Genomic DNA, 14395 nt, shown 5'->3' on the forward strand with positions numbered 1-14395 from the left:
CCGCCGTGCCCGGCCGGCACGCGTTCCGCATCGGACCGTTCTCGGTGGTCTGGCGCGGCCGCATGGTGCTGGTGTGCGCCCTGATCGCTGTCGCCACCTTCCTGCTCACCTGTGTGTCGCTCGGACGCGGCGACTACCCGATGTCGGTTCCCCAGGTCATCGAGGTGCTCTTCGGCGGCGGCTCCCGCCTCGAGCGATTCGTCGTCTTCGACCTGCGACTGCCCCGGGCGGTCGGCGCGATCGTCGTCGGCGCCGCCCTCGCCGTGGCCGGCGCGATCACGCAGTCGCTGTCCCGCAACGCCCTCGCCAGCCCCGACATCCTCGGCATCACCGCCGGTGCGAGCGCCGCCGCGGTCGCCCTGATCGTCCTCACCGGCGGCGGATCCGTCGTCGGCATCCTCGCCACCCTCGGGTTGCCGCTGGCGGCCCTCGCCGGTGCCCTGCTCACCGCCGCGGTCATCTACCTGCTCGCCTGGCGCAACGGCGTCGAAGGGTTCCGGCTCGTCCTCATCGGCATCGGCATCAACGCGATGCTGCTCGCCCTCACCAACTGGATGCTGGTCTCCGCCGACATCAACGACGTCTCCCGCGCCCAGGTCTGGCTCACCGGATCACTCAACGGCGTCTCCTGGAACCAGGTGGCCCCGGCCGCCCTGGTTCTGCTCGTCCTCGGCGCGTGGGCCACCGTCTCGTCGTTCACCGTCGGCGCGCTGCGCCTCGGCGACGACACGGCGCGCTCCCTCGGGGTGCCGCTGCAAACGCAGCAGGCCCTGCTGCTGATCACCGCCTGCACCCTCGCCGCGGTCGCCACCGCCGCGGCCGGACCCGTCGGGTTCGTCGCGCTCGCCGCCCCCCAGATCGCAGTCCGTCTGGTCAAGTCCGCGGGGCCGCCGATCATCGCGTCCGCACTGACCGGGGCGCTGCTCGTCGTCGGCGCCGACCTCATCGCCCGTACGATCCTGCCCGTACCACTGCCCGTCGGTCTCGTCACCTCCGCGCTCGGCGGCCCGTTCCTGCTGTACTTGCTCGTGCGCTCCAACCGGAAGGTCTCCGCGTGACCGACACCCACACCCCCGCCGCCTCGGACACCGAACACCCCGAGGCTGCCCCGGCGACCCGTCTGGTCGCCGAACACATCGGGCTCGGCTACGGGGATCGGCTGATCATCGACGACCTCGACCTGGAGATCCCCACCGGCGTCATCACCACCATCATCGGACCCAACGGCTGCGGCAAATCGACCCTGCTGCGGTCGCTGAGCCGACTGCTCAAACCCCGCACCGGGCAGATCCTGCTCGACGGCCGCAACATCACCACGATGCGCACCCGCGACGTCGCCCGCGTGCTCGGGATGCTGCCGCAAGCGCCCCTCGCCCCCGAAGGACTGACCGTCGCCGACCTCGTCGCCCGCGGCCGGCACCCCCACCAGTCGTGGCTGCGCCAATGGTCGTCCGACGACGAGGGCGAAGTCGCCGCCGCGCTCGACCGCACCGGCATCGCCGACCTCGCGGACCGGCCGGTCGACGAATTGTCCGGCGGCCAGCGCCAACGCGCCTGGATCTCCATGGCACTCGCGCAAGGCACCGACATCCTGCTGCTCGACGAACCCACCACCTACCTCGACCTCGCGCACTCGGTGGAAGTGCTCGACCTCGTCGACCGGTTGCACAGCGAACTCGGCCGCACCGTCGTGATGGTCCTGCACGACCTCAACCTCGCCGTCCGCTACAGCGACCACCTCGTGGTGATGAAGGACGGCCGCATCGTGCGCTCCGGTCCGCCCTCGGAGGTGATCTCCGCCGAACTGCTCGCCGAGGTGTTCGATCTCGACGCGTCGGTGATCGAGGATCCGGTGTCCGGCCGGCCGCTGATCATCCCGATCGGCACCCGGCACGTCTACGGCGCAGTCGGGGGTCCCGTGGCCCCGGCGCACACGCCCGGAATTGCCGAAACTCCCTGATCACGACCCCGCCGAGGCTACGACCCGGGGTAGTACGCACAAACGTCGGAGAAATCCGTAGAATCGGACCATGGCAGCACTAGGCGAACTCGAGCGAGCAGTGATGGACCACCTGTGGTCCTCCACCGAACCCCAGACGGTCCGGCAGGTCCACGAAGCCCTGTCCACCCGCCGCAACCTGGCGTACACCACCGTCATGACGGTGCTGCAACGGCTCGCGAAGAAAAACCTGGTGGTCCAGCAGCGCGACGACCGCGCCCACCGCTACATGCCCGTCCACGGCCGCGACGAACTCGTCGCCAACCTCATGGTGGACGCCCTCGATCAAGCCGACGAAACCGCCGGCCGCGCCGCCGCCCTCGTCCACTTCGTCGGCCGCGTCGGCGCCGACGAAGCCGAAGCACTGCGCGCCGCACTCGCCGAGCTCGAAGCCCAGCAGTCGGGCACCACCGCCACGCTGGGCGAACACGGCTCCGGGCGCGCGAGCTGACACACTCGATGTCATGAACGCCCCCACAGCGCTGTTCTTCGGGATACTCGCGCTGCTTCTCGCGGGTCCGGTGCCCGGGCTCCTCGCCCGTGCCACCTGGCCGCACCGCAACCCGCGTGCGGCGCTCGTGCTCTGGCAGGCGATCGCGCTGGCCGCGGTCCTGTCCGCGTTCAGCAGCGGGCTCGCCATCGCCAGCCGGCTCCTCGTCCCCGGGGCCGACGGCCGGCCCACCACCGAGCCGCTCCGCGAAATCGAAGCGCTCGGTCTGCCGCTTTGGCTGACCTACATCGTGGTGCTCGCCCTGACCCTGCTCATCGGTGCTCGCCTGATCTACTCCATGCTCCGCGTCGCGGTCCGTACCCGCCGTCGCCGGTCCCGGCACCGGATGCTCGTCGACCTTCTCGACAACCGCGACTCCCGCGAGGTCGTCCGACGCCACCCGCACGTCCGGATCCTCGACTCCGCCGACCCCATCGCATACTGCCTTCCCGGCCTGCGCCACCGCGTGGTGCTCAGCGCCGGCACCCTCGACAACCTCAGCGACGCCGAACTCCGCGCCATCCTCTGCCACGAACACTCGCACCTGCGGGCCCGCCACGACCTCGTCCTCGAGGCGTTCACCGCCGTGTACGAAGCCTTCCCCCGCTGGGTGCGGTCCCGTTCCGCTCTCGGCTCGGTGCAGACGCTCGTGGAGATGCTCGCCGACGACTCCGCGGTCCGCGTGACCGGGCCGACCCCCCTCGCCCGGGCACTGGTCGCGTGCGCCGGCACCTCCACCCCGAAAGGCGCCCTGGCCGCCGGGGGGCCGAGCACCGTGCTCCGGGTGCGGCGCCTCGCCGATCCCGGACCCGACCTGCGTATCTCCGCCGGCGCCTACATCGCCGCCGCCGCGATCCTGGTGGTGCCCACCGTCGCCGTCGCCGTACCGTGGCTCACCGAGCTGAGCCGCCTGCTCGCGCACTGACCCCGCGCCGATTTCGATCCCACCCCGTTTCGGGGGAAGCTGTACCCATGACCGTCGAACACACCGCGACACCCCAAGCCCAGATCGGCGTGACCGGCCTGGCCGTCATGGGGTCGAACATCGCCCGTAACTTCGCCCGCCACGGATACACCGTCGCCCTGCACAACCGCAGCATCGGCAAGACCGACGCGCTGCTCGCCGAGCACGGCTCCGACGGCACGTTCGTGCGCACCGAAACCATCGAAGAATTCGTCGCCGCACTCGAGAAACCCCGCCGCGTCCTCATCATGGTCAAGGCCGGCGACGCCACCGACGCGGTGATCGAGGAACTGGCCGGGGCGATGGAACCGGGCGACATCATCATCGACGGTGGTAACGCCCTCTACACCGACACCATCCGCCGCGAAGCAGCGCTGCGCGAGCGTGGCCTGCACTTCATCGGCGCCGGTATCTCCGGCGGCGAGGAAGGCGCACTCAACGGCCCCTCGATCATGCCCGGCGGGCCCGCCGAGTCCTACAGCGCCGTCGGCCCGCTCCTCGAGACCGTCGCCGCCCACGTCGACGGCATCCCGTGCTGCACCCACATCGGCCCCGACGGCGCCGGCCACTTCGTGAAGATGGTGCACAACGGCATCGAATACGCCGACATGCAGCTCATCGGCGAGGCCTACCAGCTGTTGCGCGACGCGCTCGGCCACGACGCCGCAGCGATCGCCGACGTGTTCTCCGAGTGGAACACCGGCACCCTCGAGTCGTACCTCATCGAGATCACCGCGGAGGTGCTCCGCCAGACCGACGCCGCGACCGGCAAGCCCCTCGTCGACGTGATCGTCGACGCCGCCGAACAGAAGGGCACCGGCCGCTGGACCGTCAAATCCGCCCTCGACCTCGGTGTGCCCGTCACCGGCATCGCCGAAGCGGTCTTCGCGCGCGCCCTGTCCGGCTCCCGCGACCAGCGCGCCGCCGCCCGCGGACTCACCGGCGGCACGCTCGGCGCCGCCCCCACCGACGCCGCCCAGTTCACCGAGGACATCCGCGCCGCCCTGTACGCGTCGAAGATCGTCGCCTACGCCCAGGGATTCGACCAGATCGCGGCGGGCAGCGCCGAGTACGGCTGGAACGTCGACCGCGCCGCCCTCGCCACCATCTGGCGCGGCGGCTGCATCATCCGCGCCCAGTTCCTCAACCGCATCAAAGAGGCGTACGACGCGGACCCCGACCTGCCCAGCCTGATCCTCGCCCCGTACTTCCGTGACGCCATCGAAGCGGGCATCGACAGCTGGCGCCGGGTGGTGGTCACCGCCACCACGCTGGGCATCCCGATTCCCGCGTTCGCGTCGTCGCTGTCGTACTACGACGGGCTGCGCGCCGAACGGCTCCCCGCCGCCCTGACCCAGGGTCAGCGCGACTACTTCGGAGCGCACACCTACGAGCGGATCGACAAGCCGGGCAAGTTCCATACCCTGTGGAGCGGCGACCACAGCGAAGTCAGCGCCTGACCTCGCCGTGAACGGCCTCGCGGCAGCATCCGTGGCGTGCGCACTCGCCGCCGCGGTGCTGACCGCGATCGCCGGGGTCGCGCAGCAACGATCCGCCGCCGCCGTCCCCGAAACCGGCAACCTGGTCAGCTCACTGCTGCGCAACCCTCGCTGGTGGGCCGGCGCGGTCGGCGACACCGCCGGCTACGGATTCCAGATCGCGGCGCTCGCCCTCGGCTCGGTGCTCGTCGTGCAGCCGCTGATGGTGAGCTCGCTGCTCTTCGCGCTACCTCTCGCCGCCTATTTCGGCGGCTACCGCCTCACCCGCAGCACCTGGCTGCTCGCCGCAGCGCTCTGCGCGGCGCTGGCGATCTTCCTGATCGTCGGCAACCCCGCCGCCGGGACCACCGACGCGGCCGCCACCCGCTGGGCGCTGCCCCTCGGCGCGGTCCTCGCCGTCACCGCGGCCGCCGCGGCGCTCGGCGCCGCCCCGGCCCAGACCACGCGGCTGACCCCCGGCGTCCGCGCGACCCTGCTCGGTACCGCCGGCGGTCTGCTGTACGGGGTCGTGGCCGCCCTCACCAAACACGTCACCGACCTGTTCGAGGACGGGCCTGTCGCGGTACTGACCTCCTGGCAGGTCTGGATGCTCGTCGTCGCCGGTGTCGGCGGCTACTACCTGCAACAACGAGCATTTCAGGTGGGGCCGCTGTCCGCGTCTCTCCCCGCCCTCACCGTCGGCGAACCGCTCGGTGCGATGTTCCTCGGTGTCGTCGTGCTCGGTGAACACCTGCAGGTCGGCGGCGCCGGCATGGTCCTCGTCGCCGCGGCGGTGCTCGTCATGTTCGTCACCACCATCGCGCTGTCCCGGGCGGAGGCTCCCACCCCCGAGGTCGCTACGCCCGCGACAACACCGCCACCAGAAAGTCCGAATCCTCGGTGAAGGGACGCAGATCCCACGTCGACAGTCGCAGGTCGACCGTCAGTCCGGCCCGTTCCGCATCGGCGAAGAATTCCGCGAACTCGTAGTCCCGACCGGCACCGAATCCCACCACGACACGCCCGCGGTCGGCGAGGTGCCGGACGAATCCCGCCAGGACCGCATCCCGTGTCGGCGGCGCCACGAACGTCATCACGTTGCCCGCACAGACGATCACGTCGAACGCGCCCGTCACCCCCCGCGCCGGCAGATCCAGTTCCGCGAGATCCCCGACCAGCCAGCGCGGACCGGGATGGTCCTCCTCCGCCGCGGCGATGAGCACCGGATCGACGTCCACGCCGACGACCTGGTGTCCGGCGCGATGCAGATATCCGCCCAGCCGGCCCGGACCGCAGCCCGCGTCGAGTACCCGTGCCCCGCGCTCGACCATGGCGTCGACCAGCCTGGCCTCACCGGCGGTGTCCTGGCCCTGTGCCGCCAACTCCCGGAACCGCTCCACGTACCAGGTCGAATGCGACGGATCTGCCGCCGTGATCTCCTCCCACCGGCTCGGGATACGTCCGCCAGGGGTTCCTGCAGTCATGGTCGATACTCCTTCGTCCGAGGGCGCGAGCACGGATCCGTTCCGCGGTCCCGACCACACCGTAGGCCGACGGCCGGCGAACCGTCGCACCCGCCGCCGACCGGGGGCGGTTCGGCGCCGCGGCGACAACACCGCATCCCCTCAGTAGAATGAGGACTTTCACACGACGTCCGGGCGGCCGCTTCCTCTCCCCGTCCCGGACCAGACGAAAGGAACCCGGTGCCCGCGGCACCCTCTTCCCGCAGGTCAGTACCCGAAGCCACTGCGGAGCCCGACTCCGCCGGTCCGGAGGGCTCCCCTACCGAGCCGGGTGACCACCCCGGCGACACTCAGCACCCACGGGAGCGGATGTGACTTCCGTGATCCTGTCCGTCCTCAGCCTGGTCGGCTTCGTTGCCTTGACCGCCGGAACCGCGCTCTTCGTCGCGGCCGAATTCTCCCTCACGGCCCTCGAACGCAGCACCGTCGACGCCGAAGCCCGAGGCGGCGACCTGCGCGCCCGGCAGGTGCAGCACGCACACCGCACCCTGTCGTTCCAGCTCTCCGGAGCACAGCTCGGCATCACCATCACCACCCTGATCACCGGCTACCTCGCCGAACCCGTCCTCGCCCGCTTCCTCGACCCGCTGCTCACCGCGGTCGGGCTGAGCGAGTCCGCGTCCGGCACCGTGTCGCTGATCGTCGCGCTGATCCTGGCCACCTCGTTCTCCATGATCTTCGGCGAACTCGTCCCCAAGAACCTCGCCATCGCGCGGCCCCTGGCCACCGCCAGGGCCACCGCAGGCCTGCAAGCCGGGTTCTCCCTCGTGTTCAAGTGGGCCATCAACGGGCTCAACGGCAGCGCCAACTACATCGTCCGGCGCCTGGGCATCGAACCCGCCGACGAACTGCGCTCGGCGCGGTCGCCGCAGGAACTGGGCTCGTTGGTCCGCGCGTCCGCCGTCAGCGGCGTCCTGGACGAGAGCACCGCCCAACTCGTCGACCGGTCCCTGCAGTTCGGTGAGCGCACCGCCGCCGATCTCATGACTCCGCGTGTGACCATCGAGTCGCTGGACCGCAACGACACCGTCCTCGACCTGATCGACCGCTCCGACCGCACCGGCTACTCCCGGTTCCCGGTCGTCGACGGCGACCTCGACGACACCCTCGGTGTCGTCCACGTCAAACACGCGTTCACCGTCCCGGCCGCCGCACGGGCCACCACGCCGGTCCACACCCTGGCCCGCCGGGTTCCCAACGTGCCCTCCAGTCTCGACGGGGACGCCGTGATGGAACGGGTCCGCGCCGACGGCATGCAGGTCGCGCTGGTCGTCGACGAATACGGCGGCACCGCCGGCCTGGTCACCATGGAGGATCTCATCGAAGAAATCGTCGGCGATGTCCGCGACGAGCACGACGAACCGGAACTCGACGCGCACCCGCAGGGCATCGGCTGGTCGTGCGCGGGTCTGCTCCGCACCGACGAACTCGCCCAGCTGACCGGCTACCAGGCCCCCGAGGGAGACTACGAAACTCTGGCGGGCCTGTTCCTCACCGAACTGGGCCGCATCCCGGACGTCGGGGACGAGATCGTCCTGCCGGCCCGCCCCGGGGAGGAACACCGGCCCTGGTACGCGCAGATCCTCGAGATGGACGGTCACCGGATCGACCGGGTTCTCCTCGTCCCCGGCGAACCGGACGACGACCCCGAATCCGGTGACCCCGAATCCGGGCACCTCGGTGACACGGGCTCCTCGGAGACAACGGACTCCTCGGAGACCCCGGACGGTGACGCCCGATGAACGACTGGATCGCCGTCGCCCTCACCGTCGTACTGCTCGCCGGCAACGCGTTCTTCGTCGGCGCGGAGTTCTCACTCATCAGCGCCCGGCGGGACCGCCTCGAAACGCTCGTCGCCCAGGGCCGGAAACGCGCCCAGACCGTCGTCGACGCCGGCGAGCACCTCTCGCTGATGCTCGCCGGGTCCCAACTCGGCATCACCATCTGCTCGATCCTGCTCGGCCGGGTCGGCGAACCCGCGCTCGCGCACCTGATCGAACGGCCCCTGCACCTCGTCGGGATCTCCGAGGCGTGGCTGCATCCCATCGCCTTCACCCTGGCCCTGAGCCTGGTGGTCGTGCTGCACATTCTGCTCGGCGAGATGGTCCCCAAGAACATCGCCATTGCCGGTCCGGAACGCACCGCGATGCTGCTCGTCCCCGCCCACCTGATGTTCATGCGACCGGCCCGGTTGCTCATCGCGTTCTACAACGTGTGCGCCAACGGGGTGCTGCGGCTGATGCGTGTCGAACCCAAGGACGAACTCGAGGTCACCGTCACCGCCCTCGAACTGTCGGAGATGATCGGTGAGTCCCGTTCCGAGGGTCTGCTCGACGAGGAACAGCACCGCCGCCTCACCCGGGCGCTGAGCACCAGCAACCGCACCGTCGCCGACGTCATGATCCCCCTCGCGGCCGTGCGGACCGTGCCGGTCACGGCGAGCGGCACCACCACGCTCGGTGCGATCGAGCAGGCGGTCATCGCGACCGGATTCTCTCGCTATCCCGCCCAGGCACCGACCGGCACGATCAACGGTTACGTGCACATCAAGGATGTCCTCGACCTCGTCGGAGATCCGAACGCCGGTCCCGACGCCGTCATCGCCGCCGACACCATCCGGCCGCTGCCGTCGATCCGCCCGGGTGTCGCGCTGGACGAGGCGCTGTCGGTGCTGCGCCGCACCAGTTCGCATCTCGGCGGGGTCGTCGATGCCGCCGGCACCGTGATCGGCATCGTGGCGCTCGAAGATCTCGTCGAGGAGTTCGTCGGTACCGTCCGCGACGCCACCCACCGCGTCGCAGAACCCCCGGAGCGCCGCGCCCCATGACCGATCCCACCCCCGGTGCCGCCCCGACCGTGCTCGCGGAGGCGGACTGGACCGGTCGCCGCGACCGTCACCACGCCGCGGTGGACGCCCTGCTGGCCGACCATCTGCGGCGGCGCGCGGCCGACGAGACGCACCCGGTGCACGACTTCCTGTTCACCTACTACAACTACCGGCCCGGCAAGTTGCGGTTCTGGCATCCCGGTTACGGGACGATCCTGCTCGGTGCCGCGACCCGCGACTACCGGGATCATCCCGGCTACGAGCGGCTCGAGGTGGACGGCGTGCCCGCGGTCCGGGTGAGCGAGGCGGTCCTTGCGCACCGCTCCGGCACGGTGGACTTCGTCGCCGGTCTGCTCGCGGCCACCGCGTCCCGTCCGGCCCAGCTGGGGTGCTTCGGTCTGCACGAATGGGCGATGGTGTACCGCACCGGAACCGAGGACGTCCGGCACTCGTCGGTGCCGCTGCGCCTCGGCCACCAGGGCACGGACGACGTGGTGAAATCAATGCAGCTTCGATGCACCCATTACGACGCGTTCCGTTTCTTCACCCCGGAGGCCGCGTCGCGCAACGCCTCGGCACTCACCCAGGACAGCCGGACGGACCGGGAACAACCCGGGTGCCTGCACGCGGGGATGGACCTCTACAAGTGGTGCTTCAAGCTCTCCCCGCTGGTCGACTCCGATCTGGTGCTCGACTGTTTCCGGCTGGCGTCGGCGGCTCGCGAATTGGACATGCGGGCCAGCCCGTATGATCTGAGCGGCTACGGCTACTCGCCCGTCGCCATCGAGACTGCCGCCGGACGCGCACAGTACGTCCGCGAGCAGTCGGCGCTCACCACTCGCGCCGCGGCCCTCCGTGAGGAACTGCTCAATCGCTGCTCCGCCCTGCGCGCGTGTCGACCCGACACCCCTACTGCTACCGGCGGGTAACATAACTGGAGTTTTTCGTGCAAGCACCCGTGGCGCTGCCCCGGGCGCACCGCAACCGGAAAGAGTGAGGCTAATGACAGAACGCGTGCAAATCGGTGGACTCCACATCGCAAAGGTGCTCTACGACTTCGTCAACGACGAAGCGATCCCCGGCACGGGGGTAGACGCAGCCGCGTTCTGGGACGGTGCAGACAAGATCATCCACGAGCTGGCCCCCAAAAACCGAGAGCTGCTCGCCAAGCGCGACGATCTGCAGAGCCGCATCGACACCTGGCACCGCGACCGCGCCGGGCAGCCCCACGACCCCGTCGCGTACAAGGCGTTCCTCGAGGAGATCGGGTACCTCGTCCCCGCCCCCGAGCCCTTCGAGATCACCACGGCGAATATCGACAGCGAGATCGCGACCACGGCCGGACCGCAGCTCGTCGTCCCCGTCCTCAACGCCCGCTTCGCGCTCAACGCGTCCAACGCCCGTTGGGGTTCGCTGTACGACGCGCTGTACGGCACCGACGCCATCCCCGAGGACGACGGCGCCGAGAAGGGCACCGGATACAACAAGGTGCGCGGCGACAAGGTGATCGCCTGGGCCCGCGACTTCCTCGACAAGGCCGTCCCGCTCGCTGAGGGATCTCACGTCGACTCCACCAAATACGCCATCGACGGCACCGAACTCCGGGTCACCCTGGCGGACGGCACCGTCACCGGTCTGGCCCAGCCCGAGAAGCTCGTCGGCTACCTCGGCGACAAGGCCGCCCCCACCTCCGTGCTGCTGCGCAACAACGGCCTGCACATCGAGATCCAGATCGACGCCGAATCCCCCATCGGCAGCACCGACGCCGCCGGCGTCAAGGACGTAGTCCTCGAATCCGCGGTCACCACGATCATGGACTTCGAAGACTCCGTCGCCGCCGTGGACGCCGAGGACAAGGTCATCGGCTACCGCAACTGGCTCGGCCTCAACCGCGGCGACCTGTCCGAATCGTTCTCCAAGGGCGGCAAAACCCTTACCCGCACCCTGGCACCGAACCGCGTCTACACCGCGCTCGATGGCAGCGACCTCGAACTGCACGGACGTTCGCTGCTGTTCGTCCGCAACGTCGGTCACCTCATGACCAACCCCGCGATCCTCGACCGCGACGGCAACGAGGTGCCCGAAGGCATCCTCGACGCTCTCGTCACCAGCCTGTGCGCCAGCCACGGCCTCTACGGCGACGACGAGCACGGGCCGCTGCTCAACAGCCGCACCGGCTCGATCTACATCGTCAAGCCCAAGCAGCACGGCCCCGAAGAATCCGCGTTCACGACCGAACTGTTCGGCCGCGTCGAGGAGATCCTCGGCCTGCCCGCCAACACGCTCAAGGTCGGCATCATGGACGAGGAACGCCGCACCACGGTCAACCTCGCCGCCTGCATCGAAGCCGCATCCGAGCGCGTCGCCTTCATCAACACCGGCTTCCTCGACCGCACCGGGGACGAGATCCACACCTCCATGGAGGCGGGCCCGGTCGTGCGCAAGGCCGCGATGAAGCAGCAGAAGTGGATCGCCGCCTACGAGGACTGGAACGTCGACACCGGTCTCGCCGCCGGCCTGCAGGGCAAGGCACAGATCGGCAAGGGCATGTGGGCCATGACCGACCTCATGCACGACATGCTCGTGCAGAAGATCGGCCAGCCCAAGGCCGGCGCCAACACCGCCTGGGTGCCGTCCCCCACCGGGGCGACGCTGCACGCCACCCACTACCACGAGGTCGACGTCTTCGCGGTGCAGGACGAGCTCAAGGGCAAGACCCGGGCCACGCTCGACGACATCCTCACCATCCCGCTCGCCGAGAACCCGAACTGGTCGGACGCCGAGAAGCGTGAGGAACTCGACAACAACTGCCAGTCGATCCTCGGCTACGTGGTGCGGTGGATCGACCACGGTGTCGGGTGCTCCAAGGTCCCCGACATCCACGACGTGGCACTGATGGAAGACCGCGCCACCCTGCGCATCTCCAGCCAGCTGCTCGCCAACTGGATCCGCCACGGTGTCGTCACCGAAGCCGACGTCATCGAATCCCTCGAACGCATGGCACCCGTCGTCGACCGTCAGAACGAAGGTGACGCCACCTACCGGCCGATGGGCCCGGACTTCGCCGGCAACATCGCGTTCCAGGCAGCCAAGGAACTCATCCTCGAAGGCACCACGCAGCCCAGCGGCTACACCGAGCCGATCCTGCACCGCCGCCGCCGCGAGTACAAGGCCACGTTCGCCTGACAGAACGCCGGCACCGGCACACCCGCCTCGCGCAGCAGGGCCCCGATCCGAGAAGGACCGGGGCCCTGCCCTGTAATACCCGTCCGCACTACGGGCTGCACCGCGTACAGCGCCTTCGGCGGCATCACTAGACTGCTGTAGCCGGTCGGATTCGACCGGATTCACGACGAAACGAGGCGAACCCAGACGTGAGCGGGAGACATCGCGGCGACGGTGCGCGAGGCATCAGCACAAGCGTGATCGTGGTGGTCGTGGCACTCCTCCTGCTCGTGGTCGCCGTCTTCGGCTGGTTCCAGCTACGCGAACGAATCGACAGGCAGGGCGCGGACGCCGCCGCAACATGTGTCGAAGGCGACGCCGTACTCCGGATCGCCGCCGACCCTCTGATCGCTCCGACACTGACCACGCTCGCCGACCGGTGGAGCACCGACGTCGCTCCCGTCATCCGCGACCACTGCGTCACCGCGCAGGTGTTCGCCGCCGAATCGGCTCCCGTCGCGGCGAGCCTCGGCGCGGACACGCCGTGGAACGCCGCCCTCGGGCCCGGGCCCGCCCTGTGGGTGCCCCTCGATTCCCGCGCCGCCGAACGCGCCACCACCGCCGTCGACGGGCAAGCCCGCTCCCTCGCCACCTCCCCGGTCGTGCTCGCCGTTCCCGACGATCTCGGCCGCGCGCTGACCAGCTCAGCGGTCGGATGGGACGATCTCCCGAAGCTCCAGCGCGACCCGGCTGCGATGCGCGCCGTGGGCCTCGACGCGTGGGGACAGCTCGCACTCGCGCTGCCCACCGGCGAACGCACCGACGCCACCGCGCTCGCCCTCGAGGGAGTCGCCGCGGCGGTCACCGGCCCGGTCACCGGCCCGGTCACCGTCGAACAGGCCGAGTCCCCGGCTGCTGTCACCGCCGTTACCGAACTGGCGCTCGGCGCCAATGCACTCGGGCCGACCGCCGGACCGACGACGACCGACGCGCTCGCGGCGCTCGGCGCCCGGGCCGACGTCTCGGCGCCGGTCCACGCGGTGCCGGTCGTCGAGCAGCAGTTGTACGCCTCGCTCGACGGTGACGCGGTACGCGGCGTGTCCGGCTATCTTCCCGTCGGTGCCACCCCGGTGGCGGATTTCCCGGCTGCCGTTGTGGATGCCCCGTGGGTCGACGAGACCCTCTCGCGCGCCGCGGCAGAATTCGTCGATTACGTGCGCAAACCCGAGCAGACACAACTCTTGGTCGAGAACGGTTTCCGGGTCGGCGACGAAGTGCCCGCGCCCATCGACACCATCCGCCTTCCCCGCGTGGACTCGACGCTCGTTCCCGCCCCCCGTGTCGTCACCGACGCACTGCTCCGCACCCGCATCGAGCCGGTGCCGCCCGGCAAGGTCACCTTCGTCGTCGACACGTCGCAGTCGATGTCGACCGTGGACGGCGACGGCACTCGCCTCGCCCACACCGGCGACGCCCTCGATCTCCTCGTCCGCCGCTCCCCCGACACGTCCGTGATCGGCATGTACGTGTTCTCCGACGCCGCACCCGGATACCGGATCGCGGTGGAGCGGGACGGCCTGACCGCGGCGAAGAGAACAGCGCTCGGCAGCGCACTGGACGGCGTCACCCTCACCGAGGACGAGCCCGTGAGTGCCGCGCTGTCCGCCGCGTACCGCGACGCGGTGGACAAGTACGACCCCACCCGCCCGAACGTCGTGCTCGCAGTGATCGACAGCAGCGACACCGACGTGGCCGGTCTCCTCGCCACGGTCGACGAGCTTGCCTCCCCCGACAAACCCGTCCGTGTGAACCTCGTCGTCCTGGGCGAGTCCGCCGACGACCTCTCCGCGTTGCGAGCGGTCGCCGACCGCACCGGCGGAACACTCGAGACCGTCCCCTCCACCGAGGGCGCCGCCCTCGTCGACATCATCCGGAAGCTGGCGTCCTGA

Annotated in this window: 12 protein-coding genes; 11 read left to right on the forward strand and 1 reads right to left on the reverse strand. The window is 70.0% G+C overall.

Translation table 11 applies throughout. The features are described from left to right. Positions 1 to 62 precede the first annotated feature (62 nt). From HF886_RS18795 to HF886_RS18820, 6 genes are all read left to right on the forward strand, one after another. Positions 63 to 1058: an iron chelate uptake ABC transporter family permease subunit gene (locus HF886_RS18795; RefSeq protein WP_206037251.1), complete on the forward strand. Its 996-nt coding sequence runs from the start codon at positions 63 to 65 to the stop codon at positions 1056 to 1058. Further along, complete coding sequence (locus HF886_RS18800; RefSeq protein WP_169622328.1) at positions 1055 to 1960, forward strand: ABC transporter ATP-binding protein; 906 nt, start codon at positions 1055 to 1057, stop codon at positions 1958 to 1960. Before HF886_RS18795 ends, HF886_RS18800 begins: the two co-directional genes overlap by 4 nt. Before the next feature lie 70 nt (positions 1961 to 2030). Then, on the forward strand, positions 2031 to 2450 hold the full coding sequence (locus tag HF886_RS18805; protein WP_169622329.1) for a BlaI/MecI/CopY family transcriptional regulator: 420 nt from the start codon (positions 2031 to 2033) through the stop codon (positions 2448 to 2450). A gap of 13 nt (positions 2451 to 2463) precedes the next feature. Then, positions 2464 to 3414, forward strand: coding sequence for a M56 family metallopeptidase (locus tag HF886_RS18810; protein WP_169653161.1), 951 nt, complete (start codon positions 2464 to 2466; stop codon positions 3412 to 3414). Positions 3415 to 3461: 47 nt separating this feature from the next. Then, positions 3462 to 4913: an NADP-dependent phosphogluconate dehydrogenase gene (gndA, locus tag HF886_RS18815; protein ID WP_169622331.1), complete on the forward strand. Its 1452-nt coding sequence runs from the start codon at positions 3462 to 3464 to the stop codon at positions 4911 to 4913. Positions 4914 to 4920: 7 nt separating this feature from the next. Continuing rightward, entirely contained in the window at positions 4921 to 5835 is a 915-nt protein-coding gene (locus HF886_RS18820) for a DMT family transporter (protein ID WP_169653162.1), read from the forward strand. Here HF886_RS18820 and HF886_RS18825 read toward each other — a convergent pair. After that, positions 5789 to 6415 (reverse strand): class I SAM-dependent methyltransferase, encoded by a 627-nt coding sequence (locus HF886_RS18825; protein WP_169653163.1) that lies wholly within the window; start codon positions 6413 to 6415, stop codon positions 5789 to 5791. The two genes, HF886_RS18820 and HF886_RS18825, sit on opposite strands and share 47 nt — an antisense overlap. Positions 6416 to 6765: 350 nt before the next feature. Here HF886_RS18825 and HF886_RS18830 point away from each other — a divergent pair, with 350 nt between their 5' ends. The 5 genes from HF886_RS18830 to HF886_RS18850 all read left to right on the forward strand — a co-directional run bounded on the left by HF886_RS18830 (position 6766) and on the right by HF886_RS18850 (position 14395). Beyond that, a complete protein-coding gene (locus HF886_RS18830; protein WP_169653164.1) occupies positions 6766 to 8196 on the forward strand; it encodes a hemolysin family protein in 1431 nt (476 codons plus the stop codon). Next, complete coding sequence (locus HF886_RS18835; RefSeq protein WP_169653165.1) at positions 8193 to 9281, forward strand: hemolysin family protein; 1089 nt, start codon at positions 8193 to 8195, stop codon at positions 9279 to 9281. The genes HF886_RS18830 and HF886_RS18835 overlap by 4 nt, the downstream gene beginning before the upstream one ends. Then, on the forward strand, positions 9278 to 10210 hold the full coding sequence (locus HF886_RS18840; protein ID WP_169622336.1) for a 3-methyladenine DNA glycosylase: 933 nt from the start codon (positions 9278 to 9280) through the stop codon (positions 10208 to 10210). Before HF886_RS18835 ends, HF886_RS18840 begins: the two co-directional genes overlap by 4 nt. A gap of 73 nt (positions 10211 to 10283) precedes the next feature. Continuing rightward, positions 10284 to 12467 (forward strand): malate synthase G, encoded by a 2184-nt coding sequence (locus HF886_RS18845; protein WP_169653166.1) that lies wholly within the window; start codon positions 10284 to 10286, stop codon positions 12465 to 12467. 188 nt (positions 12468 to 12655) lie between these two features. Then, positions 12656 to 14395, forward strand: a complete 1740-nt coding sequence (locus HF886_RS18850; protein ID WP_346765413.1) for a substrate-binding domain-containing protein — start codon at positions 12656 to 12658, stop codon at positions 14393 to 14395.

The organism is Rhodococcus sp. 105337 (assembly GCF_012844225.1).
Lineage (GTDB): Bacteria > Actinomycetota > Actinomycetes > Mycobacteriales > Mycobacteriaceae > Rhodococcus.

Coding starts and splice junctions, on each gene's coding strand:
- HF886_RS18795 (WP_206037251.1), top strand. CDS start 63: ATGGTGCTGGTGTGCGCCCTGATCGCTGTCGCCACCTTCCTGCTCACC.
- HF886_RS18840 (WP_169622336.1), top strand. CDS start 9,278: ATGACCGATCCCACCCCCGGTGCCGCCCCGACCGTGCTCGCGGAGGCG.
- HF886_RS18835 (WP_169653165.1), top strand. CDS start 8,193: ATGAACGACTGGATCGCCGTCGCCCTCACCGTCGTACTGCTCGCCGGC.
- HF886_RS18845 (WP_169653166.1), top strand. CDS start 10,284: ATGACAGAACGCGTGCAAATCGGTGGACTCCACATCGCAAAGGTGCTC.
- gndA (WP_169622331.1), top strand. CDS start 3,462: ATGACCGTCGAACACACCGCGACACCCCAAGCCCAGATCGGCGTGACC.
- HF886_RS18825 (WP_169653163.1), bottom strand. CDS start 6,415: ATGACTGCAGGAACCCCTGGCGGACGTATCCCGAGCCGGTGGGAGGAG.
- HF886_RS18805 (WP_169622329.1), top strand. CDS start 2,031: ATGGCAGCACTAGGCGAACTCGAGCGAGCAGTGATGGACCACCTGTGG.
- HF886_RS18810 (WP_169653161.1), top strand. CDS start 2,464: ATGAACGCCCCCACAGCGCTGTTCTTCGGGATACTCGCGCTGCTTCTC.